At 53.8% G+C, this 26,693-nt stretch carries 27 protein-coding genes, 1 tRNA gene and 3 pseudogenes; 20 read left to right on the forward strand and 11 right to left on the reverse strand.

Translation table 11 applies throughout. The features are described from left to right. Positions 1–8: 8 nt before the first annotated feature. The 4 genes and pseudogenes from ACXLHR_RS05140 to ACXLHR_RS05155 form a co-directional block, all read right to left on the reverse strand. Entirely contained in the window at positions 9–1,061 is a 1,053-nt protein-coding gene (locus ACXLHR_RS05140) for an IS110 family RNA-guided transposase (RefSeq protein ID WP_458790458.1), read from the reverse strand. A 194-nt stretch (positions 1,062–1,255) separates the two neighbouring features. After that, positions 1,256–2,285: pseudogene (locus tag ACXLHR_RS05145) on the reverse strand (IS3 family transposase); the annotation flags it as partial. Between the two features lie 178 nt (positions 2,286–2,463). After that, positions 2,464–2,553: transfer RNA gene (locus ACXLHR_RS05150), tRNA-Ser, on the reverse strand. 154 nt (positions 2,554–2,707) lie between these two features. Continuing rightward, on the reverse strand, positions 2,708–3,076 hold the full coding sequence (locus ACXLHR_RS05155; protein WP_458790459.1) for a site-specific integrase: 369 nt from the start codon (positions 3,074–3,076) through the stop codon (positions 2,708–2,710). Positions 3,077–3,199: 123 nt separating this feature from the next. On the opposite strand from ACXLHR_RS05155, the pseudogene ACXLHR_RS05160 reads away from it, so the two are divergent. From ACXLHR_RS05160 to ACXLHR_RS05170, 3 genes and pseudogenes are all read left to right on the forward strand, one after another. Then, positions 3,200–4,210, forward strand: a pseudogene (locus ACXLHR_RS05160) (IS3 family transposase); the annotation flags it as partial. A 203-nt stretch (positions 4,211–4,413) separates the two neighbouring features. Continuing rightward, positions 4,414–5,352 (forward strand): IS110 family RNA-guided transposase, encoded by a 939-nt coding sequence (locus tag ACXLHR_RS05165; protein ID WP_458789636.1) that lies wholly within the window; start codon positions 4,414–4,416, stop codon positions 5,350–5,352. 118 nt (positions 5,353–5,470) lie between these two features. After that, on the forward strand, positions 5,471–6,709 hold the full coding sequence (locus ACXLHR_RS05170) for an amidohydrolase (RefSeq protein ID WP_458790460.1): 1,239 nt from the start codon (positions 5,471–5,473) through the stop codon (positions 6,707–6,709). Positions 6,710–6,975: 266 nt separating this feature from the next. On the opposite strand, the gene ACXLHR_RS05175 is transcribed toward ACXLHR_RS05170, so the two are convergent. From ACXLHR_RS05175 to ACXLHR_RS05190, 4 genes and pseudogenes are all read right to left on the reverse strand, one after another. Further along, entirely contained in the window at positions 6,976–8,136 is a 1,161-nt protein-coding gene (locus tag ACXLHR_RS05175; RefSeq protein WP_458790461.1) for an IS30 family transposase, read from the reverse strand. A 412-nt stretch (positions 8,137–8,548) separates the two neighbouring features. Then, positions 8,549–9,115, reverse strand: coding sequence for a transposase (locus tag ACXLHR_RS05180; protein ID WP_458790462.1), 567 nt, complete (start codon positions 9,113–9,115; stop codon positions 8,549–8,551). After that, positions 9,090–9,581, reverse strand: coding sequence for an IS110 family transposase (locus ACXLHR_RS05185; protein ID WP_458790463.1), 492 nt, complete (start codon positions 9,579–9,581; stop codon positions 9,090–9,092). Before ACXLHR_RS05185 ends, ACXLHR_RS05180 begins: the two co-directional genes overlap by 26 nt. 366 nt (positions 9,582–9,947) lie before the next feature. Further along, positions 9,948–11,139 (reverse strand): annotated as a pseudogene (locus ACXLHR_RS05190) (IS3 family transposase). 286 nt (positions 11,140–11,425) lie between these two features. Between ACXLHR_RS05190 and ACXLHR_RS05195 the strand changes: the two are divergent. Beyond that, the gene (locus tag ACXLHR_RS05195; RefSeq protein WP_458790464.1) at positions 11,426–12,250 is read left to right on the forward strand and encodes a DUF2059 domain-containing protein; all 825 of its coding nucleotides are present in this window, start codon (positions 11,426–11,428) and stop codon (positions 12,248–12,250) included. A gap of 1 nt (position 12,251) precedes the next feature. On the opposite strand, the gene ACXLHR_RS05200 is transcribed toward ACXLHR_RS05195, so the two are convergent. After that, positions 12,252–12,599 carry a hypothetical protein gene (locus ACXLHR_RS05200; RefSeq protein WP_458790465.1) on the reverse strand — a complete coding sequence of 116 codons (348 nt, stop codon included), beginning with the start codon at positions 12,597–12,599 and terminating at the stop codon, positions 12,252–12,254. A gap of 177 nt (positions 12,600–12,776) precedes the next feature. Here ACXLHR_RS05200 and ACXLHR_RS05205 point away from each other — a divergent pair, with 177 nt between their 5' ends. From ACXLHR_RS05205 to ACXLHR_RS05235, 7 genes are all read left to right on the forward strand, one after another. After that, a complete protein-coding gene (locus ACXLHR_RS05205) occupies positions 12,777–13,481 on the forward strand; it encodes a 50S ribosomal protein L21 (RefSeq protein WP_458790466.1) in 705 nt (234 codons plus the stop codon). A gap of 21 nt (positions 13,482–13,502) precedes the next feature. Then, on the forward strand, positions 13,503–13,772 hold the full coding sequence (gene rpmA / locus ACXLHR_RS05210; protein WP_458790467.1) for a 50S ribosomal protein L27: 270 nt from the start codon (positions 13,503–13,505) through the stop codon (positions 13,770–13,772). A gap of 116 nt (positions 13,773–13,888) precedes the next feature. After that, positions 13,889–14,431 (forward strand): GNAT family N-acetyltransferase, encoded by a 543-nt coding sequence (locus tag ACXLHR_RS05215; protein ID WP_458790468.1) that lies wholly within the window; start codon positions 13,889–13,891, stop codon positions 14,429–14,431. After that, a complete protein-coding gene (locus ACXLHR_RS05220) occupies positions 14,428–14,925 on the forward strand; it encodes a GNAT family N-acetyltransferase (protein WP_458790469.1) in 498 nt (165 codons plus the stop codon). The genes ACXLHR_RS05215 and ACXLHR_RS05220 overlap by 4 nt, the downstream gene beginning before the upstream one ends. A gap of 61 nt (positions 14,926–14,986) precedes the next feature. Beyond that, the gene (obgE, locus tag ACXLHR_RS05225) at positions 14,987–16,033 is read left to right on the forward strand and encodes a GTPase ObgE (protein ID WP_458790470.1); all 1,047 of its coding nucleotides are present in this window, start codon (positions 14,987–14,989) and stop codon (positions 16,031–16,033) included. Further along, the gene (proB, locus tag ACXLHR_RS05230; RefSeq protein ID WP_458790471.1) at positions 16,021–17,127 is read left to right on the forward strand and encodes a glutamate 5-kinase; all 1,107 of its coding nucleotides are present in this window, start codon (positions 16,021–16,023) and stop codon (positions 17,125–17,127) included. Before obgE ends, proB begins: the two co-directional genes overlap by 13 nt. Positions 17,128–17,130: 3 nt before the next feature. After that, positions 17,131–18,390: a glutamate-5-semialdehyde dehydrogenase gene (locus ACXLHR_RS05235; protein ID WP_458790472.1), complete on the forward strand. Its 1,260-nt coding sequence runs from the start codon at positions 17,131–17,133 to the stop codon at positions 18,388–18,390. Between the two features lies 1 nt (position 18,391). Here the strand turns inward: ACXLHR_RS05235 and ACXLHR_RS05240 are convergent, their stop codons facing one another. After that, positions 18,392–18,991 (reverse strand): histidine phosphotransferase family protein, encoded by a 600-nt coding sequence (locus ACXLHR_RS05240; RefSeq protein WP_458790473.1) that lies wholly within the window; start codon positions 18,989–18,991, stop codon positions 18,392–18,394. Positions 18,992–19,018: 27 nt separating this feature from the next. Here ACXLHR_RS05240 and ACXLHR_RS05245 point away from each other — a divergent pair, with 27 nt between their 5' ends. The 3 genes from ACXLHR_RS05245 to olsA all read left to right on the forward strand — a co-directional run bounded on the left by ACXLHR_RS05245 (position 19,019) and on the right by olsA (position 20,943). Further along, entirely contained in the window at positions 19,019–19,213 is a 195-nt protein-coding gene (locus ACXLHR_RS05245) for a DUF3553 domain-containing protein (protein WP_458790474.1), read from the forward strand. Positions 19,214–19,351: 138 nt separating this feature from the next. After that, entirely contained in the window at positions 19,352–20,110 is a 759-nt protein-coding gene (olsB, locus tag ACXLHR_RS05250) for a l-ornithine N(alpha)-acyltransferase (protein ID WP_458790475.1), read from the forward strand. Then, positions 20,107–20,943, forward strand: coding sequence for a lyso-ornithine lipid O-acyltransferase (gene olsA / locus ACXLHR_RS05255; RefSeq protein ID WP_458790476.1), 837 nt, complete (start codon positions 20,107–20,109; stop codon positions 20,941–20,943). Before olsB ends, olsA begins: the two co-directional genes overlap by 4 nt. Here olsA and ACXLHR_RS05260 read toward each other — a convergent pair. Beyond that, positions 20,914–21,537, reverse strand: a complete 624-nt coding sequence (locus tag ACXLHR_RS05260) for a thiamine phosphate synthase (RefSeq protein ID WP_458790477.1) — start codon at positions 21,535–21,537, stop codon at positions 20,914–20,916. The genes olsA and ACXLHR_RS05260 overlap by 30 nt on opposite strands. Before the next feature lie 221 nt (positions 21,538–21,758). Between ACXLHR_RS05260 and ACXLHR_RS05265 the strand changes: the two genes are divergently transcribed. The 6 genes from ACXLHR_RS05265 to rpsI all read left to right on the forward strand — a co-directional run bounded on the left by ACXLHR_RS05265 (position 21,759) and on the right by rpsI (position 26,690). Next, positions 21,759–22,499 (forward strand): RNA methyltransferase, encoded by a 741-nt coding sequence (locus tag ACXLHR_RS05265; RefSeq protein WP_458790478.1) that lies wholly within the window; start codon positions 21,759–21,761, stop codon positions 22,497–22,499. A gap of 64 nt (positions 22,500–22,563) precedes the next feature. Further along, positions 22,564–23,700: a heme A synthase gene (gene ctaA / locus ACXLHR_RS05270; RefSeq protein ID WP_458790479.1), complete on the forward strand. Its 1,137-nt coding sequence runs from the start codon at positions 22,564–22,566 to the stop codon at positions 23,698–23,700. 2 nt (positions 23,701–23,702) lie between these two features. Then, positions 23,703–25,172 (forward strand): carboxypeptidase M32, encoded by a 1,470-nt coding sequence (locus ACXLHR_RS05275; RefSeq protein WP_458790480.1) that lies wholly within the window; start codon positions 23,703–23,705, stop codon positions 25,170–25,172. Further along, positions 25,172–25,591, forward strand: coding sequence for a PaaI family thioesterase (locus tag ACXLHR_RS05280; RefSeq protein ID WP_458790481.1), 420 nt, complete (start codon positions 25,172–25,174; stop codon positions 25,589–25,591). The genes ACXLHR_RS05275 and ACXLHR_RS05280 overlap by 1 nt, the downstream gene beginning before the upstream one ends. 143 nt (positions 25,592–25,734) lie before the next feature. After that, positions 25,735–26,196: a 50S ribosomal protein L13 gene (rplM, locus tag ACXLHR_RS05285; RefSeq protein WP_458790482.1), complete on the forward strand. Its 462-nt coding sequence runs from the start codon at positions 25,735–25,737 to the stop codon at positions 26,194–26,196. Next, on the forward strand, positions 26,196–26,690 hold the full coding sequence (rpsI, locus tag ACXLHR_RS05290; RefSeq protein WP_458790483.1) for a 30S ribosomal protein S9: 495 nt from the start codon (positions 26,196–26,198) through the stop codon (positions 26,688–26,690). Before rplM ends, rpsI begins: the two co-directional genes overlap by 1 nt. Positions 26,691–26,693 lie beyond the last annotated feature (3 nt).

The following is a 26,693-nucleotide window of genomic DNA, read 5'->3' on the forward strand; positions in this document are numbered from 1 at the left end:
TATATTCGTCAAGTTGCGATTTGATCTGTTTTCGATACACAGAGCTGGCTGTAGATTTCGCGGACGATGTAGCGTTTCAGGCATCGAATTATCTCGCTTTTGCTCTTCCCGTCTTTCGTGCGTTTCTTGACATATGCAAGTGTCGGTTGGTGGCTTCGCATTCTAACGATAGCAACACGATAGAGTGCTGCGTTGGCCTGTCGATTGCCGCCTCTGTTTAACCGGAAGCGGTGTGTTTTGCCGCTGGAAGCTGGGATTGGGCAAACACCGCAGAGCTTTGCCAATGCTGCTTCCGAACGGATGCGCGTTGGGTCGTCGCCAACGAGGATTAGCATCTCTGCGATTGTCAGTGTTGCTATCCCATGAGATGCCATCAGGTCTGGTGCGCGTTCGGTGACAAGGCGTTCCAGTTCCTTGTCGTGGGCAATAATTTCTTCATGCAGCCACAGCCACCGGCGCGCCAATGCCCGCATGGCGGCTTTTGCTGAGGCCAATGGCGTGTCGATATCGCCAGGCCGAAAGGCCGCAATATGCCGGATCAACGCGACTTTCCCTCGAATTGGATCCAGTGCCTCCCGAAGATCAGCAGGTGCATTAATGATCAACGTCTTCAGCGTTACCATCGCCTGTGAGCGTGATTTAACGCCAGTATCGCGTGCAATCTTCAAATGTCTGATCATTTCGGATGACCCTGTTTGTGTCTTGGGTCGCGCTGTTGCCTGCCCAGAAAGAACGGATCGTGCAGCGCCCTCTGCGTCCAAACTGTCTGTTTTACCTTGCGTGTATCGCAGCTGTCGGTTTGGTCGTGTGACCTCAATGACATTGTGGCCTTGAGCCAACAAAGACCGGGATAGGCCCGCACCATACGAACCAGTCCCTTCGATTCCGAATGCTAGAACGTCCCCAAAAGACTGCGACCAGCGTTCCAGCTCCAAATACCCTTTGGGATTGGTGGGTATAGATAATGCGGCCAAACGGGTGCCTTGCGTATCGATTGCGACGGCAACATGTGTTGCTTTGTGTGTGTCGATGCCAATAATGATTGGATGTGTAGTCTTCATGATGCCCTCATTGCTAAGAATGCCCAGGCACCGATCCGAGGGGACAGGACTGTGATGGTACGCTGACCGTCAGGCTCCTATAAAGTCACATCTCGCCCGTTGCCGGGGCGACTTGACGGTCGACACGTCAACGCAATGACACGCAGTCAATCGTAGCATGGGTCAGGCCATCAAGCCGCAATACCATACTCACAGTCATAGCAATTACCCTTTGCCGCTCATGGACACTTTGAAGCCGTACTGGCACAGGACTTTCTGATAATCGTGTAAACAATATTGCGACCCGCGATCCGTGTGATGGATGCAGTCCTTTGGCGGCGCCCGGAAGGCTATGGCCATGTTCAATGCCCAGATCGCCCCCTCTCGGCCGATTTGGCTTTGCCAATTCGCCTGCCGGGCAGCGGATCGCGTTTCATGCGTTTACTGATGGCACAGTCGATCACGCGCCTTAAATGCGGGTCCAGTATCACAGCGAGGTACAGCCATCCCTCACGCGTCCAAATTTAGGTAATGTCACCGGTCCATTTGTGGTTTAGTTGGTCCGCTGAGAACTCACGGTCCAGCAAGTTCGGCGCAATGTTGAACTTGTGATTGCTGTCGGTCGTGGCTTTATGTTTGCGCGTTCTAACCGCAGATATACTGTTCTGACGCATCAAACGCCCCACGCGACGATGGCCAATATTCAGGCGATCTCCTTCGGCTCTTCAGTCATGCGCGGCCTCCTATAGCTGCCAAGGCTGAGGCTGGACTGTTTTTGATGTGCGCCGGCGTAACCAAATCAGATCGCTGTCTGCGACTGGCTGGGCGGCTACGGAACGCCCGTAAGTCGCGCGCGCTGACATTCATGACATGGCACATCCGTCCAGTGGAAAATGCAAATTGGTGTTCTTCTCCTCTCATCGAAACTGCGTTTCGACTGCCGGGCAGCGGATGAATCCAAACCTCACGGCTTTTGGCGCGCGAAAATCCCTCTCAGGGGATTGCTCCGCATTCCCCTGCCGGTAAGTGCGCCGTGGCCTTTTTTAGGATTTCCCGCTCCTCCTTGTGGATATGGTTTTCACGTCTAAGCCGGTCATGCTTCTGAGCCAGCCCCAAATCTTCCTTCGACACCACATCCGTGTCTCGGTGCGCTGTAATCCATTTTTTTCAGCGTCGATAACCGACGTCAAGATCGTCAGCCACCTGCTTACGTGTAAGTCCGCTGGTCAGTGCGACACGCACCACATCTTACCTAAATTCGTCTGTTCGTTTCAGCCCCATAGTTCATCTCCTTTGTTGCAGTAAATGCTATCAAAGGAGCGGCATCAAACCGTGACAGGTCCATTAATGGCGGGTAAAATGGGGGGTGAATTGCAGTAAAAACCTCTAAACATCGGAAATTATAAACAAAATTTAGGGTCTCTGGCGGAGACGCAGGGATTCGAACCCTGGGAACCCGTAAAGGCTCAACGGTTTTCGAGACCGCCCCGTTCGACCACTCCGGCACGTCTCCGCATTTGTTTTCACTAGATAAAATGAGTGGCCGTGGCAAGAGTGTTTTCAAGTTTTACAATCGATTTACGCATCCTCGTTTTGTCTTTGTTCTGCCTGGACTGAAAACGCTTCACATTCTCACTCTGGCGGCGGGTAATATGGTTATCTCACGATCATTCATTTCCGTTTTTAGAAAGCTTTCTCTGTCCTACATTGCGAGAGCATTTAGCCAGAATTTGCAAAGACTTATGGTCCGTAATTGATGCAATCTGTCCGTCCGTGCTTCCTGCTTGTGCGAGCTGGTGGGTTGCGGTGTATCGCCAGCCATGCATGACGTAGCCTTGCCTGCCAATGGCGTTCCTGATGCGTCTGAACCTTTGTTCGGCCGTGTTGTTATGGGTGGCTGTGCCGTGCGCAGTGTTTGCTATGAAAAAGCCACGCTTGGGTGCGGACGCCAGAAATTTGGAAAGGCGGTGAGTGGACGAGATATACAGTTCCGCGCCAGTCTTGTTTTGAATTATGTTGTTTCTATCACCGTTCATGTCCGAGCATTTTATGTCCAGTACGTCTTGGATGCGTTGCCCTGCGCTACACTGGTAATCCCCTCGAAAATTAGTGGTGTTCAAAAGTAGAGTTTTCTCGGCAAGATATCTGAGGAGATTTTGATGAAGATGACGAGATATAGCGAACCCCAAATCCTTGCGATCCTGCGCCAAGCCGAAGGCGGTGTGCCTGTCTCTGAGCTGTGCCGCGAGCACGGCATGAGCAACGCGTCATTCTACAAATGGAGGTCGAAGTATGGCGGGATGGACGCATCGATGATTAGCCAGATGAAGGCCCTTGAAGACGAGAACCGGCGTCTCAAGAAGATGTATGCCGAGATGAGCATGCAAGCTGAGTTACTGAAGGAAGCCCTTGGAAAAAAGTGATCCGGCCAGCCCTGCGTCGGGGTCTGGCCGAGAAAGCTGTGGCGCGACACGGTGTCAGCATTGCGCTGGCCTGCCGCACCTTTGGCGTGAGTGAGACCTGCTATCGTTACAGCCCGCTCTTGAGCGACGAGAACGAAGAGGTCGCCGATCTGCTGGTTGGGCTAACGACCGCCCGGAAGACGTGGGGGTTTGGGCTATGTTTCCTGCATCTACGCAATGTGCAGGGCCATCCGTGGAACCACAAACGCGTTTACCGCATCTACTGCGAACTGGAACTGAACTTGCGGATCAAACCTCGGAAACGGTTAAAGCGGGACAAACCCGATGCGCTGGCAGTGCCAGACGCACCGAACGTGACCTGGTCGATGGACTTCATGGCGGATCGCCTCGGGGACGGTCGGGCGTTTCGGCTGTTGAACGTGCTGGACGACTTTAACCGCGAGGGTTTGGGCATTGAAGTTGATTTTTCTTTGCCCGCCGAACGGGTCATTCGCAGCCTCAATCGGATCATCGAATGGCGTGGAAAACCAGAAACTATTCGGGTTGAATAATGGCCCAGAATATATCAGTGGCAAGCTGTTAGAATGGGCTGAAAAACAAGGTATTAGCATCCAGCATATCCAACCCGGAAAGCCGCAGCAGAACGCTTACATCGAGCGCTACAATCGCACGGTCAGGCATGAATGGTTGGACCAACACATCATTGAAAACATCGAGGAGGCGCAAGACTTCGCCACACAATGGCTTGTCTTATAATGAACTTGGCTCCTGCTTTATAATGGGGCCACTGCCCGCCACGTCATTTGTGACAGGCAGTGGCGGCGGTTGGATCGTAAATGGCTGGGTCATGATGGACCGCTCCAGAGTTTGATCAACCGCCGTCTTCCCCAAAGGCCTGAACGGATACGCGTGCAACAAGTCACGTATGACAAGCATAGGATATGGAGAATATGACAGATCATAACATTGGCGTGGACATTTCTAAATCCCATCTGGACGTGTTTCGATTGGAAGACGACATGGCTAAACGCTTCGATAATTCAATCACAGGCTTCCGTGCTCTTATCAGATGGTTGGGCAAGGCGACCCGTGTAGCGAGGGTCGTTTACGAGCCGACAGGATCGTATCACAAAGCCTTTGAAGCGACACTTGGGAAGGTGTTACCATTGGTCAAGGTAAATCCTTTGCAGGCGCGCCGTTTTGCGCAGGCCCATGGTACGAGAGCTAAGACTGATGCAGTCGATGCTCGAATGTTGGCGCTTATGGGCGCGGCATTTAATCTTGAACCACAAGTGCCTCTCCCGAAAGAAGCAATTGACCTCAAAGACTTGCATGTTGCGCGGGCTGGGTTGGTCAAGGATCGCACCAGATTGCGCAACCGTGCTCAAATTCAGGGGTTATCTCTCCTGAAACGCCAAACCAAAGCGCGTCTCACGCTAGTGGAACGCCAGATCGTTGAGTTGGACGCCGAGATAGCAGCGCTGATCCAGGCGCGGGAGAGCACCGCACGTACGCATGATATTTTGCGTTCCATGCCCGGTGTCGGCGCTGTTTCTGCTGCCGCAATATTGACCCTGATGCCCGAACTCGGCACGCTAGATCGCAAACAAGTGGCCAGCCTGGCTGGTCTCGCCCCCATCACACGCCAGTCTGGATTATGGCAGGGCAAAGCGTCCATCGGAAGCGGGCGCAAGCCCTTGCGCGATGCCCTTTACATGCCCGCATTAGTCGCCATGCGCTGGAACCCAGACCTCAAAGCAAAATACGAACACCTACGAGACGTGGGAAAACCCGCCAAGGTCGCAATTGTCGCTATAATGCGGAAGCTAATCGAAATCGCAAATGCACTTGTCAAAGCTAATCGCAAATGGACACCAAAAACCGCTTGATCAAGACGGATACTCTCGACTTACAACAACGAGCGCCCCAACATGGGCATCGGCGGCATCACACCCGCCATGAAACTGAAAACAACCGCATGAATTCTACGGCTGGACCCCATTAAAAATGGGGGGATTACCATGGGCCAATACGATTGCACTGAAAAAAGCTGGCATATTGCAAGGTCGCGATGTCGGAGCGAATGCTGAAATTGTAATGGGCGATGACCAACTGGCCACCGGAGAGCTACGTGAAGACGCAGCGATGGCTACGATTATGTGCCTACAACCCGGTGAAGCGCGCGATACATTAGGCATGTCTGGTCAGGAACCGAAACATGTAACAGATGCAGAACGGGAATCCGATATGGCTGTTCTCAGTTCCGCGCTGAATTATTGTGCGCGGCACGGAATTACGTCGATCATCAATATGGATGGCAACAAGTATCAGCTAGAACTTCTACGAGCACTGGAAAAGCGTGATCAGCTACCTTGCCGGGTTGAAGTCCCCAATAGAGTATTTGAAGAAGGCCCCGAAGATCCGGTGCAGAAAGCACTGGATATGACGCGGGAATTCAAATCTGACAAACTGCGTTGCGGCCGGTTAAAGCTGTTTATGGACGGTGTCTTTGACAATTGGACCGCCGTTATTTTGGATGATTATGCAGACAGGGCAGGGAACCGCGGTGTGCCTATTGTAACCGCTGAACGGTTCAATGAAATTTGTATTGATGCCGACAAACACGGCCTTCAAATCAGCGTTCATGCCGTTGGCGACGGTGCTGTGCGTATGGTTCTGGATGGCTATGAAGCGGCCCAAAAAGCCAACGGACACCGGGACAGCCGCCACAGGGTTGAGCATATTGACACCATTCACCCTGATGACGTTCCACGCTTAAACGAATTGGGCGTCATCGCGTCAATGCAACCGGTGCACCCCCCCGGTAGTGCGGGTTTGTCGTTGGAGCCGACCACAACGATCATGGGGCGTCATCGCTGGCCGTACGCCTTTAACTGGAGGATGATTGCAGATACCGGGGCGACGATCTGTTTTGCAACAGATTGGCCGATCTCTCCTATCGATCCGCTTTATGCGATTAATTGTGCTCTAACCCGTCAACCATGGGACGATGATTTGCCAGATCCACGTCTAAGCCTTGAAGAATGCCTGTTAGCTTATACAAAAAATGGCGCCTACGCTGCATTCGACGAAAATCGTCTGGGACGGGTCGAGGCTGGCATGTTGGCCGATTTAGTTGTGATCCGGGGTGACTTGGACACATTGCACCAAAATGGCCCATTACAAGTAGAGAGCGTGCTCACAATTTGCGATGGGAAAATTACATATCAATTAAGCCAAATCTGAATATTCGGTTGAATTTACAAAGAGGTAGATTTTCGTTCGTGTAACAGTGCACTCAGAGGGGTTTGTTAAATTATGTGGACAGCGTTGGAACACTAAATCCAGGACATTGCATGAACAGGTTATTGCAAATGAATGAACAAGAGCTACGAATTGCTGTTGTCTCGACCAACCGTTGCGATTTCCCGTTAAACTATCTTCTAGGCGCGCGCGTTCCGAAAACAGATCTTTTAGTAGTGTGCGGCAAAAGCCCACTCTGTCCTGCGGTTTCAACGGGTCGTTGCAACACAGGCTTCAAATTTCTCTGCTGGTGTCTGGTATTGCAAGGTTTTTCTTGGCCGCTCGTTTAGCTGACGTGCGACTGCGCTAAGTTTGGCTTGACTGAACCCTGATATATCAGTGCCTTTTGGAAAGTACTGTCTGAGAAGGCGGTTGGTGTTTTCATTGCTCCCACGTTGCCACGGAGATTGTGGGTCACAGAAGTAGACATCGATATTTGTGGCTATGGTGAACTTTTGATGCCCCGACATTTCAGACCCGCGACCCCACGTCAGGGATTTGTAGAGCTCCTTGGGAAGCTTTCGTGCCTGTTTGATCAGGGCTGTGGTCACACTCTGGGTGTCTTTGTTCGCAACTTTCGCCAGCATCACAAAACGGGAATGACGCTCAACCAGCGTGGCGATGTAACTGTTGTTCGAGCCCGCAATCAAATCGCCCTCCCAATGGCCCGGAATGGCACGATCTTCGACCTCAGCTGGACGTTCGCTGATCGAAACAGCATTCTTGATTTTACGTAATTCAAGGCCCTTTTGGGTGGCATGCCTGGAGCGTCGTACCGCACGTCGACTGCGCAGACATTCCTGCAATTCCTTCTTCAAAACCCCTCGGGTTTGGACATAGAGGCTGCGATATATCGTTTCGTGTGACACGCGATTTTGCTCTTCATCAGGGTATCTTCGTTTGAGCCAGCCTGCAATTTGCTGCGGCGACCATTTCCGTCGCAGCTTGCGCGCTATCAACTGGCACAATGGATCATTGAATGAGAGCTGACACAACTTGGGCCGTGTTGCGCAGTCCCAAGCGCGCTGGTCTGAGTGGGTCGCGCGATAGGCTTGGCGTCCGCCATTTCTGCGAACCTCTCGGCTGATTGTCGAAGGCGACCGGTTCAGGTGTTGCGCGATTGAACGAAATGACTGTTCGGCGACAAGCCCTCGGGAAACGTCTTCCCGTTCAATAAGGCTCAAAGCACATCTTGACCGTGTACGATCAGCAGGTCGGATCCCACCAGTTCGCGCCAAATGAGGGAAGATCGAAGTAGACGCACGATTGAAGTGACGGCCAATCGACCCCATTGAATCGCCGCGTTGCCACCGATCCCACATCTCGGATTTCTGCTGGTCCGTATAATACGTACGTGTGCGATACTTCATTATAAACACTCCATCTTTCCATAAAGATTAAAGTGTTGCGTCGACCCGTTGAAACCGCACTGCAGTGTGTGAGTTCGCCTTTCGCTGATTTTGTGGCTGCAACGAAAGTCCGCAATGACGAGCCGCACTGCAGCATTCGGAATGGTTGCTGAAAGGCGGCTCCTCTAATTGGGTGTTTGGGTCAAGCTCTTTTTCCTTTTTAGTTTCGGGTCATTGTCACTCATCCGGGTCACGCTTCTCTTCGCAGTCTGGTTGGTGCCGTGGTGGCACCGCTGCACGCATATGTCGGATCGGACGTGGAGAGCCTTGCTTTGAGACGCGCTTCACGTTGCGCAGCAGCCATTTTCGGCTTCTTCCACGAACCTCGTCCGGTGAGGGACGACCCCGTTAGGATTGGTGGTCGGCTTTTAGGTCATGCCGCTCCTCCCACCTGGTCCTGACGGAACTCCGTGCCATCAATCCACATCCGGTGGAGCAAGACGGCGAGTTTGCGGGCGACGGCGACAACGGCGCGGCGACGACCCTTGGTCCGCATCAGTCGCATGCCCCAAGACTTGATTTGAGACCCCGCCATCGTTCGCATGAGCAAAGCGTTGGCGGCGGCGTACAAAGTTGCGCGGACATCTCGGTCTCCCGCTTTGGATATACGACCGGGATTGTCATGTTCACCAGACTGGTATCGTCGCGGGGTCGGCCCAAAATGTGCGCCAACAGTGCGGGATCGTTTGAATCGCGTCGGATCATCAACAGCAACCTTGAAGGTCAACGAAGCAATCGGTCCGACACCCGGAACGGTCATCATCCGCATGCAAACTTCATCATGGCTGGCAGCGCGTTTGACGCGCCGATCCAGTTCGAGAAAATGCTGATAAAAAACCACACGTGCATCCAAGAGCGGGATCAAGGCATGGGTCAAAATATCATCCATCTCAATCAACGGCCTGACGATGCCGTCAAAGCTCCCGTGCTTCACAGTCATGGGCAGACGACTGCCGAAGATCTTCAGCAGTCCACGGACTTCGTTTTCCAAATCCATCGTTTTCTTCAGCAACGCCTTGCGTGTGCTGAGCAAGGCACGCACCATGTGCCTCTCGGCTCTTCATATGCACAGGGCTGAACCAGCCGGTGCGCAGCACTTGAGCGATGCCACGTGCATCATTCTTGTCAGTCTTATTCCGCATTGCCGACAGCGCTGCATTGACCTGTCGCGCCTCCATGCAGACCACATCAAAGCCCTCTGTTGTCAAACCGAAGTACAGGTGCTGGCTCATTGTGCCTGCTTCAAAACCAACCCGTTCAATCGGATGCGCAAACTCAGCAAGGCAATTAGCAATGTCGCTGACCTCGCAAGGCAGCTCCCGCTCAAGAAGCACCTTTCCCTTGCCATCAACAATGCAAAGCGCACAGGATCGCAGCGATACGTCTATTCCGGCAAAATATTCCATCTTCTTTCTCCCTTGTTCACGGTCATCCTGCGATCTTATCGGGAGCTCGACCTCAAAACAGAGGGTAGCCCAATTACGCATGCTAAGGGCCGGAAGCAGTAGCCTCCACGAAGGGCGAGTAGTGCCAGTCGGTGTTTCTACGCGAGTTTTATCTCTATGTCAGGCAATCGGGCGTTTCGGCGCTGAACTTTCTCGCTGGCGACGACCCGAGAGCGTGGGTGGTGCGCTGAATGTGGGTATGTCGGCACAAAAACGATTGTGCAGTATGTCGCTGGAAGGGGATGGGTTGAACAACGGGAGAAGATCAGAGGATTTATTGTTAACTGCTTCCCGATGTTTTCAGGTTACTGAGGTGCCCCTAACTTCCTAGACGCCTGCCTCGTTCATTTTCTGCTGTTTCATTTCATAGTCAACCGGTGACAGCATGCCGTTGTTCGTGTGCTTGCGTGTAGGGTTGTAGAACATCTCGATGTAATCGAACACATCCTGCCTTGCGGCGTCGCGTGTGAGGTATGTTCGCCGCCTAATGCGCTCCCGCTTCAAAAGCTGGAAGAAGCTTTCTGCGACCGCGTTGTCATGACAATTCCCACGTCTGCTCATGCTGGCAACCAGATTGTGTTTGCTAAGGAACGACTGCCACTCTTTGCCAGTGAACTGTGAACCTTGGTTTGAATGGATCATGACTTTTTGCTTTGGTTTGCGCCGCCAAACAGCAGCCAACAAGGCTTGCAAGGCCAGGTCAGTTGTCATGCGAGATTGCATCGACCAACCAACGACACGTCGTGAAAACAAATCGATGACCACAGCGAGATATGACCAGCCTTCATGGGTTCTGATGTAGGTAATGTCGGTCACCCAAACCGCGTCAGGTGCCGCAACCTCAAACTGTCTGTCCAGCGTGTTGTCAGCGACAACAGCAGGTTTGCCGCCATAGCGACCAGGCCGACGCTTGTATCCGATCTGTGCTGTGATGCCCGCAAGGCTAGCCAATCGTGCCACACGGTTCTCGGAGCAGGTCTCGCCAGCATCACGTAGATCATCGGCCAGCTTCCGATAGCCATAGACCTTCCCGCTATCTGTCCATGCTTGGTGGATCAGCTCTGTCTGCCGCGCATCTTCAAGCGCGCGTACGCTTAACGGTTCTTTAAGCCATGCATAGAACCCGCTGAAATGCACAGCCAGCACACGACACATCGACCGCACCGAAAACTCCGCACGATGACCCTCAATAAACGCGTACCTCACTGAGACTCTCGCGCGAAGTACGCGCGCGGCATTGTCCTCGGACCAATGGCGGACAATTTGCGCCCTTTTTTAAGATTGTGCGTTCCTCGGTGACGCGGGCCAGCTCTCGCTTCAACCGTCTGATCTCAGCAGCCTGCTCCGCAACCTCCGATCTGACACGTGGCGACTTCGCAAATTGCGCCTTCCAAGTGTACAGAGACTTGGTGCTTATCCCTAGCCGCTCGGCGACTTCGCTGACCGCATATCCACGCTCAACAACCTGCGCCACAGCGTCCTGTTTGAACTCGTCTGTAAACCGTATTCCTTTGGTCATATCCGTCTCTCCTTGGTTCCAAAATTACCAAGCAAAGCGTCTACAAATCTAGGGGCACCTCATACTTTCCCCCAAAACTTTACGCCCAAGGGTCTCGAAAATCCACATTTGGTCCGATTTTCGAGACCGACCCGTTGGACCACCTCGGCACGTCTCCGCTCTGGGGCTTCGTTCATGGGCGCGGGCTTGCGTGCAAGTATCTTTGTGACAATTCCGTGTGTTGTCTTGGCAAGCCCGCGGACGATGCATAAGTTCTGTAAATAATATCGCTCTGAAAGGACGCCCCATGTTTGCCCGCACACTTACTGCCACTGCGTTTTCAATTGGTTTTTGCGCTCCGGCTTTTGCCGCGTCAGCTGATACGCAGGCCTTGTTCGATGCTTTGGAATTGCCACAGATTATCGAAGTCATGCGCGCAGAGGGTATTGCGTATGGCGGGCAGCTTGGCACTGATATGTCTACTTCGCAGGTGAATGCCACTTGGGCCGCAACGGTCGAAAAAATTTATGAGCCTACAAAGATGCTGGACGATGTGCGGACCGCTTTTGATGCCGCGCTTGCAGGTGACGACGTGCCTGCGATGCTCGCGTTTTTCGACAGCGAGCCGGGCAAAACTTTTGCGCAGCTTGAGGTCAGCGCGCGGCGTGCGCTGCTTGATGATGCGGTTGACGACGCAAGCAAAGAACTGGCGGCGATCGCCGCAGATGATCAGACCGATCGCTACAAATTGGTCTCTGAAATTGTACAAGTCAATGATTTGATTGAAACAAATGTCGTCGGGGCGCTCAATTCAAATTACGCGTTTTACAAGGGTTTGATGGCAGGCGGCGCATTTGAGGATGGTTTGACTGACGAACAGATGCTATCGGATGTTTGGGATCAGGAAAGCGAAATCCGTACTACCACGACACAATGGATCTATTCGTTTTTGCTACTTGCCTATAATCCGGCGACCGACGCAGATATCAAAAGCTACATCGCGTTTTCGCAATCCGAAGCGGGCAAGCAGTTAAATCAGTCCCTATTTGAAGCCTTTGACGGGATGTTCAACGATATCAGCTACGATCTGGGCCGCGAAGTCGCGCGTATGATGGCAGGTGCCGAGCTGTAAATTAGCCGCCATAGATCATCAAGGCGGTCACCAAAGCACCCGGATTTGCATCGTACAACCCAAGGTCGGATTGCAGCTGGATCAACCGCGCAGGTCTGTCTTGCACAGGTATTCCTGACGTCTTGAATGCGTCTTCCAATATCGGACCCTGGCCTGCGATGATCTGGTCAATTAGGGCAGGGTGGTTAGATTTGACCAAAACCTCGACCTGACCACGTTTTTGGCTATATAGCGTGTTAGCCGCTAAAGTAGACAGACCGGAAATGGGTGCGGTAAAGGGATTGCCCAGATGATTTGCTCCATCGGAGCAGCCGGACAAAAGGGCCAGAAAAATCAGGGTATATCGCATGTGTTTGGCCTTTCTAGGGCTTGACTTAAATCCACAATGGATAGATAAGCCGCCATCTGGACAAGGTATTTGTTTGGGCTTACGCGAAATTACGCCCAAGACGGGCGCGCTGTCCAAAGGCACCAAACGCCTGTTTTTACAGGGGCCTCAGTGACGCGAGACATGAAGGATAGACATATGTTTGCGGTTCTCAAAACCGGCGGCAAGCAGTACAAAGTTGCCTCTGGCGACGTATTGCGCATTGAAAAACTGGACGCTGTTGCAGGCGACAAAATTCAATTCAACGAAATTCTGATGGTTGGCAACACAATCGGCGCGCCTTTTGTGGCTGACGCTGGCGTGCAAGCCGAAGTCATGGACCAGATCAAAGGCGAAAAGACAATTAACTTTGTCAAGCGTCGCCGGAAGCACTCGTCCGCACGTAAAAAAGGCCACCGCCAGCAACTGACACTGGTGCGTATCGGCGACATCATGGAAACTGGCGCTGACAAGTCTGGCGTTAAAGCGGCGATCAACGGCGCTGGCTTCAAAATCGAGCCGGCATATGTTGGCGCACCGACTTCCAAGAAAGCCGCCGCCGCCGCAGAGCGTGCGTCCAAGCCAAAGGCTGACAAAAAAGCTGCTGCGCCTAAGGCAAAAGCCGAGCCAAAAGCAAAGGCTGCACCTAAGGCAAAAGCCAAGACAGACGGCGATGATCTGACACAGATCAGTGGCGTAGGTCCGGTGATTGTTGGCAAATTGAACGACCTTGGCGTCACAACATTCGCACAGATCGCAGCATGGACCCCCGAAGATATCGAGTCCATGGATGAGAAGCTGAACTTCAAGGGTCGCATTGACCGTGATAACTGGCTTGCACAAGCTGCCGATCTGGCGAAATAAGCGTAGTATAGGAGAGACACCATGGCACATAAAAAAGCAGGCGGTTCATCCCGTAACGGCCGCGACTCAGCTGGTCGCCGCCTCGGCGTGAAAAAATTCGGTGGCGAAGTGGTCATTCCAGGCAACATCATCATGCGCCAACGTGGCACAAAGATGTTTCCGGGCTTGAACGTCGGTATGGGCAAGGATCACACGATTTTTGCAACTGCTGAAGGTAACGTACAGTTCCACAAAGGCCTCAAGGGCCGCACCTTTATTTCGGTTCTTCCCGTGGCGGAGGCCGCTGAATAAACCGAAACTTTAAGTTTTTAAGTTTAAAGGGATCGGCGAAAGCTGGTCCCTTTTTTAGTTATGGTCTGTAGTATCCGGGAGGGATCAACAGGCTTTGCGTTCTGAGGAGAAATGCGATGAAGCAAGACGTGACGTTAGATCAACCAATATTGCACGCGGACAGGTTTATCATGCGCGCGCCGCGTAAATCGGACGCGGGCCTAATCGCGCTTTATGCGTCTGATGAACGTGTCGCACGCGGCAGTCGTGCTATACCGCACCCTCTGCCACCAGGTGCTGTAGAGGCAATGATCGCCCGCGCACAAGCGCCAGATCGCACTGAAGATACCTATGTGATTGACGGATCTGCGTATGGCCATGCCGAAGCGATTGGCGTGATCAGTCTGAACAAAATGGATCGCGCCCAGACCGAAATTTTCTTTTGGATTGCGCCCGCATTCTGGAATACCGGTTTTGCAACCGAAGCCGTGAACACGGTCATCGCCGCGAATCCGACAGGCGCAATTCGGTTTTTTGCCGAGAGTTTTCAAGATAACCCGCGTTCGGCGAGAGTGCTGACCAACTGCGGGTTCGACTACCTTGGCGACGCCGAAGCGTTTAGTGTTTCGCGCAATACGTCCTTGCCCACATGGACCTACACGCGCAAGACGGGCCTATGACGCCGCCGGTTTTGACCACGCGGCGACTGACATTGCGACCGATCACTTTGGATGATGCCGATGCGATTGCGAACGCCATGCGCAATTGGGACGTTGTGCAATGGTTGACCGCCCCACCATTTCCCTATGCGCGGACTGATGCGGTGCATTTCATAAACGAGATTGCCCCTAAAAGCACAAATTGGGCAATAGATGCAGGTGACGGACTGATCGGTGCGATCAGTGTCCAGCCTGATCTGGGGTATTGGCTGGATGCGGAATTTCACGGCCAACATGTCATGAGTGAAGCCGCCGAGGCGGTGGTTCACTGGTATTTCAGCCAAACGGATCTGCCGTTGATGTCAGGTCATTTTTGCGGCAACTCGGCATCTCGGGCGATTTTACTAAAACTGGGCTTTACCGACGTTGGCGCAGAGAACCAAATACAACATTGCACGCAAGAGACTGTTGTTACTCAGCGTATGACCTTGATCAAAAATGCCTGCACCGCTTGAGTAAACCGCAGCAATAGACTACCTCTCGCGATGAACATGCCCCCCCGAAAGGCCTCCGACGATGAAGTTTCTTGATCTTGCCAAAGTGTATATCCGGTCCGGCGCAGGCGGTGCAGGCTGTATTTCGTTCCGCCGTGAAAAGTTCATCGAATACGGTGGTCCTGACGGCGGAGATGGCGGTGGCGGCGGGTCGATCATCGTAGAGGCCGTTGAGGGTCTCAACACACTGATTGACTTCCGTTATCAGCAGCACTTTTTTGCGCAGAACGGCCAACATGGAATGGGCAGTCAGCGCACCGGAAAAGACGGCGAAGACAAGGTGTTACGCGTCCCTGTTGGCACAGAAATCATCGACGAAGACGAGGAAACAATCATCGCCGATCTGACCGAAGTGGGTCAGATTGTTGTGATCGCCAAGGGCGGGAATGGTGGCTGGGGCAACCTGCATTTCAAATCTGCAACGAACCAAGCACCACGCCGTGCCAACCCCGGTCAAGAGGCGATTGAGCGTACAATCTGGTTACAACTCAAACTTATCGCCGATGTCGGGCTGTTGGGGATGCCAAACGCAGGGAAATCCACATTCCTCGCCGCTACATCAAATGCGCGTCCGAAAGTCGCCGATTACCCGTTCACAACCCTGGTGCCGAACCTTGGTGTTGTGGGTGTCGATGAGGTCGAGTTTGTGGTCGCGGATATTCCGGGATTGATTGAAGGCGCCAGCGAAGGACGCGGGTTGGGCGATCAATTTTTGGCCCATGTAGAGCGCTGCGCCGTTCTTTTGCATTTGGTTGATGGCACAGCGGGTGATCCGGTGCGGGACTATCAAACAATCATTGGCGAATTAGAAGCTTACGGTGGTGATTTGGCCAAAAAACCGCGTCTTACGGTTCTGAACAAGATTGATGCGCTAGACGAAGAAGAACGCGCGTTCATCAAAGATGAGCTGGAAGCAGCTGTCGGTGGTCCTGTGATGATGATGTCGGGCGTGTCGCGTGAAGGCACACAAGACGCACTGCGAGCGTTGCGTGCCGAGATCGACGAGAACCGTTTGCGGCACCGGAAGATCGAAGATCAAGAGGCGGAGGATGCGCCGTGGCAGCCATAAGCAACGCCAAACGGCTTGTTGTTAAAATCGGGTCTGCACTCTTGGTCGATTCCAATACGGGCGCATTGCGTCGCGATTGGCTGGTATCTTTGGCCGAAGACGTGGCCGAAATTCGCAAGCGCGGCACCGATGTGATTTTGGTCTCTTCAGGCTCGATTGCGCTGGGACGGGGTGTTTTGGGATTGCCTGTTGCGGCATTGCCGTTAGAGCAATCACAGGCGGCAGCTGCCGTCGGTCAAATTCAACTGGCACGCGCCTATGAAGAGGTGCTGGCCCCACATGGCATCATCACCGCGCAAATCCTTGTAACGCTTGAAGACTCTGAAGATCGCCGGCGCTATTTGAACAGTCGTGCAACGATGGAAACCTTACTGGGGTTTGGTGTCACGCCGATTGTGAACGAGAACGACACCATCGCCACCGATGAAATCCGTTTTGGTGACAACGACCGTCTTGCAGCGCAGGTCGCAGTCACAATCGGCGCAGATCAATTGGTTTTGCTGTCTGATGTTGATGGGTTATACACCTCTAACCCCAACATTAACAGTGATGCGCAACACATTGAAATTGTGTCTATTATTACGCCTGAGATAGAAAACATGGCGGGTGACGCAGCCTCGGCGTTATCAAAGGGTGGCATGAAAACCAAAGTCATGGCTGCTAAGGTCGCCACCGAAGCCGGTTGTGCTATGGCGATCACATTGGGAACGCCGCTTAACCCATTGAAAAATCTAGAATCTGGCGGTCGCGCTACATGGTTTTCGCCGCAGACAGACCCCCAAACTGCCCGCAAGCGCTGGATCGCTACGATGAAATCACGCGGTGGTTTTGTGATTGATGCGGGGGCGCAAAACGCGCTGCTTGCTGGGAAAAGTCTTTTGCCTGCAGGCGTTGTCGCGATTGAAGGGCAGTTCGGGCGCGGTGATCCGGTGTCTATTCGTGCGGCGTCGGGTGCTGCGATTGCGATTGGGCTGACGCGCTATACCAGCGATGAAGCCCGTCAAATTATGGGGCGCAGGTCGGATCAAATCGAAGATGTGCTGGGATATAAGGGCAGAGCTGCCCTGATCCACCGCGACGACATGGTGCTATAGGAGATGACGATGGATATTTCGCAAATGATGCAAACGATCGGAATGCAGGCGCGCAGTGCGGCCCGTGATCTGGCGGTGGCTCCGGCGATGTCCAAGGCTGCGGCGCTTACGTCAGCGGCCGATATCATGTGGGCGCGGCGCGATGCGATTTTGGCCGCCAACGCAAAAGACATGGACTACGGCACCGAAAAAGGCCTGTCGCCGGCGATGCTGGACCGGTTGATGCTGAACCTGGAACGCATTGAGGGCATGGTAAACGGGCTGCGTGCAGTTGCCGCGCAAAACGACCCGATCGGCGAGATTACCGAAAGCTGGACCCAACCAACGGGCCTGTTGATCCAGCGCGTGCGCACGCCGATTGGTGTCATTGGTGTGATTTATGAAAGCCGTCCAAATGTCACCGCAGATGCCGGTGCCTTGTGTCTCAAGTCCGGCAATGCCGTTATTTTACGCGGCGGCTCCGAGAGTTTCCACTCGTCCACCGCGATCCACGCATGTCTGGTGGAGGGGCTGAAAGCCCAAGGTTTACCTGAACATGCAATCCAGCTGGTTCCGACCCGCGACCGCGCGGCCGTCAGTGCGATGTTGCAAGCCGTGGATCATATTGATGTGATTATTCCACGCGGCGGAAAGGGCCTTGTTGGCTTGGTGCAAAAAGAGGCGCGTGTCCCTGTATTTGCCCATCTGGAAGGGATTTGCCACGTCTATGTTGATGGTGCCGCCGATCTGGAAAAAGCCCGTCGCGTGTTGTTAAACGCCAAAACCCGCCGCACAGGTATCTGTGGATCTGCCGAAACATTGCTGGTGGACCGCGCATTTTATGACCAACACGGTGATGTGCTGGTACGTGATTTGTTAGATGCTGGTGTTGAGGTGCGCGGTGATGCGCGCGTCGCACAGACCCAAGGCACGATTGCTGCCAAAGATGATGATTTTGGCCACGAGTTTCTAGATATGATTATTGCGGCCAAAGTGGTTGACGGCGTTGACGCCGCGATTGCGCATATTCGCACATTCGGGAGTAATCATACCGATGCTATTCTAACCGAAGACGATGCTGTGGCTGACAAGTTCTTTCACCAGCTTGATAGTGCGATTTTGATGCGCAATGCCTCGACCCAGTTTGCCGATGGTGGCGAGTTTGGTATGGGCGCCGAGATTGGCATCGCCACCGGAAAACTGCACGCGCGCGGCCCGGTAGGTGCAGTGCAATTGACCAGTTTTAAATATCTGGTGACAGGTGACGGGACGATCCGCGCCTGACCTAAAACTGAACCGTGATCGAATCCACTGCGATTTGAATGTCCAAAACCTTGCCCGCGTCCGCCACGATGGCGGGCAGCAGAGCAAATTGCACCTGTGCAGGGGTGTGGTCGATGACAACCTGCGGATCGGTCAAGCTGTCCCACAGCGGTTGAGCAATTGACACCCGTGGCCCCTGCGCCTTGAGCACCCATTTGTCACCGTCGAGATGGATATGAATATCACCGCCAAGTGGCATCGCAGTCTCGAAGCACTGCAACAAAAGGAACGCGGTTTGCACGTCACTGCGCGATTGATCCCCTGTGACCTGCCAAAAATAGTTGAAACGCCCACCAAGAGCCGAAGCGGCCAAAACCGACAACACTTCTTGACTGCCAATCGTGCGCTTTGAGGATGGAGATCCAAATGCGATACGGAAAAACCGGATCCTTGCGTTCGCATTTTCGACGCTTTGTGAAATGAGGTCCATTTCGGGGCTATGCCCGATAGTGTCGTTTGTCAGACCTAGCAGTTCGACCCCATTGCCGATTGCCCCGATTGGGCTGATAAGGTCGTGACAAATGCGTGACCCAACAAGTGTTGCAAATTCCAGGCGCATCATGCGTCTCCTGACGTAAAAAGGATTATGATGGACAACTTTAACGCAATTCTTGCGCCGGGGATGATTGTAAGCCATCCGACAGCGCCCGATTGGGGTTTAGGACAGGTGCAATCAAATATTGGCGGGAAAATTACTGTAAATTTTCGCGAAAAGGGAAAAGTTGTCATCGATGGCGGGCAGATCATGTTGGTCCTCGTCTCGACTAGTGGCGAACCCGACTAAGGCTAGCAATGTTGGTTCGGCTGTCAATCTTCGTTTGGCTCATATTCCTTTAATAACATTGCTAAATGGTTACCAAGAAATTAAACGACCCCATATTTTTACGAAATATCAGGGTTTAGCGCCAGAAAGGATCATGTTTTGCTTCATCATACGCCAAAGTATGTGGTCCGTCTCGCGGATAGTCCTGCTGACCTGATTGCGGCGCAGCGCCTGAGGTATCAGGTGTTTATCACCGAGATGGGCGGCTGCGGTCCGTTGGTGGACCATCACAGCAAGGTAGAGTGCGATCAATTTGATGCCTTTGCAGCGCATCTTTTGTTGGAGGATATCGCACCCGAGGCGCGCTGTCGGCTTGTGGGTGTTTACCGGCTTATGACGCGGGACATGGCGGCACAGGCTGGCAGTTTCTATTCGGCGTCCGAATTTGACTTATCGGCATTATTGCAAAGTGACCTTCGGTTACTTGAATTGGGACGCTCTTGTATGCACCCCGATTACCGTGGCGGGGCGGGCATTCTGACACTTTGGGCAGGTCTTGCGGATTATGTTGCTGCTGCCGGTATAGACATGCTGTTTGGCGTCGCCTCATTTCAAGGCACAGACACGGATGCGCTGGCGCCGTCGCTGACGTATCTAAATAATATGCATTTGGCCCCGCCTGAACTTGCGCCTGTTGCCCGCCCGGATGGGGCTGTACCGATGGATATCATCGCAAAGGACAAGATCGACCGCAAAGCGGCGGTTGTGCAGATCCCGACTTTGATAAAGGCCTATTTGCGCTTGGGTGGCATGGTCGGGCAGGGTGCCTTTGTGGATCGCGCGTTTAACACCACCGATGTCTGTCTGTTGGTTGATGCTGCAAAACTGACGGCGCGTACCAAAGGAATGCAATCATGACGCCTGCGTGGAATGAGGGCGAGACGCCTGCACAGTATGCGATTGGCCCAATGGGGGTGCTGCGCGCGATTTTGCGGGGTGTGCCGCTAGTGATGTTGGTGTTTGGCAGCTTGATCTTGCTGCTGGCGTTGCGCCTGATAGAGCGACCTTTGTTTGGCTTGGGCCGTCCATTTACACCTTATATCACGCAGTTTGTCTGCCGCGCGGCGTTTGTATTGCTTGGCATGGGGTTTTCGCGCTCTGGCGCGCCGATGGAGGGTGCGGGGGCGGTTGTGGCCAATCATTCATCATGGCTCGATATTTTTGCGTTGAATGCCTCTAAACGTATTTATTTTGTTTCAAAATCAGAGGTTGCAAAGTGGCCGGGCATTGGCTGGCTCGCCCGCGCGACCGGCACCGTGTTCATCCAGCGTGACCGCACACAAGCGGCTGCGCAGATTGCGGTATTCAAGGCGCGTTTGGCTGCGGGACATAAACTGCTATTTTTCCCTGAAGGAACCAGCACTGACGGGCAACAGGTGCTGCCGTTCAAGCCGACACTCTTTGCCGCGTTCTTTGATCCAGCTTTGGCGGACCGGATGCGCGTGCAGCCCGTGACGTTGAATTATACGGCTCCCGAAGGGGCCGATCCGCGCTTTTATGGCTGGTGGGGCGATATGGCTTTTGGTCCGCATTTACTTGCGACCCTGGCGGCCCCGCGACAGGGCAGCGTAAATGTGATCTATCATGCGCCGGTTGCGCTTGCGGATTTTGCTGACCGCAAGGCACTAGCGAAAGCGATGGAAGATAACGTGCGGAGCGGATTAGCCCATCGCGGCAATGAGCGCCTTTAGCTGGGCTGCAGGATTTTCCTGTGACCACACTTCGTCACCCAATCCAAAGAAATCGGTATGCGGCGATAGCACGCGAATAAGGTCTAGATCCAGTGCGCCCTCTGCGACAACAGGCACTTCGATCATTTGCGACCACCATTCAAACAGGTCCAGCGGTGCAGTTGATCCGTCACCCAATGCAGTGTGTCCGACGGGTCCGAAACTAACGTAATCCGCGCCGAGCTCGCCCGCAGTCATGCCGTCATGGGTTGAATTGCCGCAAAAGCTGCCGATGATCGCGTCTGCGCCCAGATCAGCACGGGATTTTTTCACAGAACGCGCGCCATCGAGAAAATGAACACCGTCCAAGCCCAATCTTTCGACCAGCTGGATATGGCTCTCGATCACCAAGGCTACGTCGCGCGCATGGGTCACTTCGCGTAGTGCGTCCGCAGCTTTCCCGATACGCGCCTCGTCGCGGCTGGCAAGCGACAGGCGCACACAGGCGATCTCGGTGACATCAAGACACGCGGCGAGTTTATCGGGGAATGTTATTAGGTCCAGTTCACTTGGGGTGATCAGGTAAATTTGCGGGCGATCAGGTGTTTTGGACATGGGTGTTTCCGTTTTTATAGGGTGTTGCGCAGGGTCTAGCGTGATTTGCGACGCTTGGCTACTTTGGCGGGTATTTTTCCACGCCGGTTTTATGAAAAATCTTCATTTGCTGAAAGCTTCGCGCTGAACATGGCGTGAACTGCGTTCAGATGTGTGGAGTAGCTCTCTTGCGTGATCTATGCGTGCAGCGTATCACGCCCTAAATGCCAAAAGGAAGCCTGATGCCAACCGATCGCCCACAACCGACATTTATACTAATCCGTCCGCAGATGGGTGAAAACATCGGGGCCGCTGCTCGTGCGATGTGGAATTTCGGACTGGACAGGATGCGGATCACCAGCCCGCGCGACGGCTGGCCAAACCAGAAAGCGGTGGCGATGGCCAGCGGCGCCGGAAGGTTGCTGGATGAGGCGCAACTGTTCGACAGCACAGATGCTGCGATTTCCGATTGCACCTATGTCTATGCGACGACCGCACGGGACCGTGACCTGACCAAGCCTGTGCTGACGCCCGAGGCAGCAATGACCGAGGCGCGCGACAGGATTGCAGCAGGTCAATCGGTCGCCGTGCTGTTTGGTCCGGAACGGGCAGGGCTGGAGAACGACGATATCGTGCGGGCAAACGCGATTATTTCCGTACCGGTGAACCCAGAATTTGCCTCGTTGAATTTGGGGCAATGCGTGTTGTTGACCGCTTACGAGTATCAGCGCGCGACTACACAGGTAGATCATCGCACCGTCAGCCACGTCGGCGATTGGGCCGCGCAGTCCGAGATGGCGGCTTTGGCCGCACATTACGAGGAACGGTTAGAGACCGCAGGCTTCTTTTATCCGGCGCATAAAGGGCCAAACATGAAAGCCAATCTGCGCAACATGTGGAGCCGCCTGCCGTTGACCCGTGCCGATGTACAGATGTTGCACGGAATTTTGCGGCAAATGGTCCGCTGGAAAGAACGCGATTAGGCTGGTCTTGTCGCGCCGCGATTGGCGCTCTAGGTTGCAGGCAAGCAGATAAGGACCAGCAGACATGGCTACCAAACCACGCAGTATTTTTGAAGAGGTCGGCGACGTGCAAAAGCAAGTTGCAAAACCCGGTGGCATTGACGCCAAGGGCCGCGGCGCACGCGGAGCGATCCGCATCTGGCTGGGGCTTATATTTGCGCTTGTGGGCATCATGATCCTTGTGGGTGGGCTGACGCGCCTGACCGATAGCGGGCTGTCGATCACTGAATGGGCGCCATTTGCAGGGGCCATGCCGCCGACGACTGACGTCGCTTGGGCCGAGGCATTTGACCGGTATCGACAAATTCCCCAATACGAATTGCAGAACAAAGGTATGGAACTCTCTGAATTCAAAGCGATTTTCTGGTGGGAGTGGGGGCATAGGCAGCTTGGGCGTGTCATCGGTCTGGTTTGGGCTGTCGGATTTATTGGCTTTCTTGTGGCGCGCAAAATTCCGACAGGTTGGACCCGTAAGTTATTGTTTATAGGGGTTTTAGGTGGATTGCAGGGCGCTATTGGCTGGTGGATGGTGACAAGCGGGTTAAAAGAAGGAATGTTGGCGGTGGCGTCTTACCGTCTTGCAACACACCTTGGGCTGGCCTTTGTCATTTTCGGGTTTATTGCATGGTATATTTTGCAACTTTCCCGCACTGAATCGGCCCTGATGCAGTCCCGCAGGTTTGGCGATAGCCGTCTTGCGCGCCTTGGCAAGTGGCTTGTGGCGTTGACCTTTCTCCAGATCCTGCTTGGAGCGCTGGTGGCGGGCATCGATGCAGGGCGCGGCTATCCTGACTGGCCGTTGATGGCGGGCGGGTTCATGCCGCCACAGCCGTTTGATCTAGTCCCGCTGTGGCGCAACTTTTTTGAGGATCCCGGGCTGGTGCAATTCATGCACCGGATGGCTGGCTATGTCGTATTCGCATTTGGTATCTATGTCTGGGCCAAAGCGCGCAAGAACGGCAATACGCGCACCCGCTTTGCGTTCAACGCGATGCTAGGTGCGATGACGCTTCAGGTTGTGCTGGGCATTGTCACCGTGATTTATTCCGCACCGGCGCATATCGCGATTGTGCACCAGTTGGGCGCGGTTGTGCTGTGGGTGGTGATCCTGCGAGCTGCATTTCTGGCGGGCCATCCGCATCCACAATCCGTGAGGGGTTAACCATGACTGCATATGATGATCTGATGGCGTTTCAGCGCGAAACCGAGGCGCTGGCGCAGGTTGCCGGCCGTTTGGGATGGGATCAGGAAACCATGATGGCCGAAGGGTCTGCACCGCAACGCGCCGAGGAACACGCGGCGATGGCATCGGTACTGCATGCCCGCCGCATTGATCCGCGCGTTGGCGATTGGTTGAAAAGCGCGCAGGCCACTGATGACGTCGGTCACGCAAACCTGCGCCACATTCGCCGTAGCTATGATCGCACAGCAAAAGTGCCTGCGCGATTGGCAGCAGAACTGGCGAAAACAACCTCGCTGGCGCATCGCATCTGGGCAAGATCTCGCGCCGAGGAGGATGTCGCAAGCTATCTGCCGGTTTTGGCAAAGGTTGTCGCGTTGCGTCAGGAAGAGGCGGATGCGCTCGCGCAGGGTGGGGACCGCTATGACGCGCTGCTGAATGACTATGAACCTCGTTCAAATGGTACTGAAATTAGCGCGATGTTCGATGCGCTTCGTCCACGGCTGGTGGCGCTGCGTGCTGCTGTGCTGGACCAACCAAAACCGCAGAGCTTGACCGGTCATTTTGATGAAGCGACACAGCTTGCGCTGTCGACAAAGCTAGCATTGGCCTTTGGCTATGATCTGAGTAAAGGACGCATTGATAAGGCGGTGCATCCATTTTCCAGCGGCTCCGGCAGTGACGTGCGGATTACCACCCGCACCAATCCAACTGATCCATTCAACTGTTTTTACTCGACTATTCATGAGGTTGGCCATGCTGCATACGAGCAGAATATCGATGCTGACTATCTGCTGACACCTCTGGGTGCGGGCGTATCGATGGGCGTTCATGAAAGCCAGAGCCGGATTTACGAGAACCAGATCGGGCGCAGTCGCGCGTTCACGGGCTGGCTGTTTGGTCAGATGAAAGACGCCTTTGGTGATTTCGGGATTGCCAACGAAGATGCGTTCTATGCGTGCGTGAACGGCGTCCACAACGGGTTCATCCGCACCGAGGCGGATGAGTTGCAGTATAATTTGCATGTGATGCTGCGCTTTGATCTGGAGCGCGCTTTGCTGGCGGGTGATCTGGCTGTGACCGACCTGGAGGCGGCATGGAACGACCGTTTCAAAGCTGATTTTGGTTACGCGGTTGATAAACCATCTTACGGGCTGTTGCAGGACGTACATTGGTCCGAAGGCTTGATGGGCTATTTCCCGACCTACACGTTGGGCAATGTCTATGCGGGCTGTTTGAACGAAGCGATGACAGCGGCGGTACCGGATCTGGAAGCGGACTATGCGCGCGGCGACACATCGCGGGCGACATCATGGTTGCGCGAGAATGTGCAGACCCATGGCGGGCTATATGAACCCAAAGAGGTGATCACCCGCGCGGTTGGTCATGCACCGAGCGAAGTGCCACTATTGGATTACCTAGAGGCCAAGTTTTCAGGTATTTATAAGCTGTAATGGACATTCAATTGAACGCCGCGCAGCTTCAGGTGTTTTTGACCGAGGCATTCCCGCAAGTTTGTGAGGATTTTTGCGTCGATGCAGTCACTGACGCGGGCCTTACCTTGCGGTTGATCATCAAGCAACAGCATCTGCGTCCGGGCGGTACTGTGTCCGGGCCTGCGATGTTTGCCCTTGCAGATGTGGCGATGTACTTGGCGGTTCTGAGCCGGATTGGCCCGCAAGCGCTAGCCGTGACCACCAATTGCAGCATTGATTTCATGCGCAAACCTGCGGCTGGGGCGGATCTGCGCTGCGAGGTGAGTTTGCACAAGATCGGGCGCGTACTGGCGGTGGGCGATTGCCTGATTTACAGCGACGGTCACGATAAACCGGTTGCGCGGGCCTCGTTGACCTATGCGATTCCGCCAAAGTAATGGGGTATTATAATACCTAAATGTTAACGCATTGATTTTACTATATAAATTAGTCGTTATGATACTTGACGGTCTGGGTGGTCGCTTTATAAGCCAGTTATCGAATGACGGGTCGCTTTTGGCCCAACTAGAATTGGTGACTTATGACTACTTTTACCGCGACACCTGCGGATATCGACAAGAAATGGATCATTATCGACGCTGAAGGCGTTGTTTTGGGCCGTCTCGCGTCTGTTATCGCAATGCGCTTGCGTGGCAAGCACAAGCCTTCTTTCACGCCGTCCATGGACATGGGCGACAATGTTATCGTGATCAACTGTGAGAAAATCCAGATGACCGGCAACAAGCGTGACGAGAAATACTATTGGCACACTGGCCACCCTGGTGGCATCAAGGAAAAGACGAAAGCCGAGATCCTTGAGGGTAAGCACCCAGAGCGCGTTATCATGAAAGCTGTCGAGCGCATGTTGCCTGGTGGCAAACTGTCTCGCTTGCAGATGACTCACCTGCGCGTATTCGCAGGCACAGAGCATGGCATGGAAGCACAAAAGCCAGAAGTTCTGGACGTTGCATCCATGAACCCTAAGAACACGAGGACTGCATAATGGTCGATCAAGTGAACTCTCTCGAAGAGCTGGGCCAAGTTGCTGAAGGCGTTGAAGCACCTGCTGCTGCGCCTGTTGCGATTAACCGCGAGCCAGTGCGCGATGCACTTGGTCGTGCTTATGCGACTGGTAAACGTAAAGATGCGGTTGCCCGCGTTTGGATCAAGCCAGGTTCCGGCAAAGTTGTCGTAAACGGCAAAGAAATGTCCGCGTATTTTGCGCGTCCAGTTCTGCAGATGATCCTGCGTCAGCCATTTCAGGTTGCTGGTGTTGTTGATCAGTTCGACGTTATGGCAACTGTTGCTGGTGGTGGCCTTTCCGGTCAAGCTGGCGCGGTAAAGCACGGTGTTTCTAAGGCGCTTCAGCTTTATGATCCGACATTGCGCGCAGCTTTGAAAGCTGCCGGCTTCTTGACACGCGATAGCCGCGTTGTTGAGCGTAAGAAATACGGTAAAGCAAAAGCCCGTAAGAGCTTCCAGTTCTCTAAGCGTTAAGCT

The organism is Yoonia sp. MH D7 (assembly GCF_054439475.1).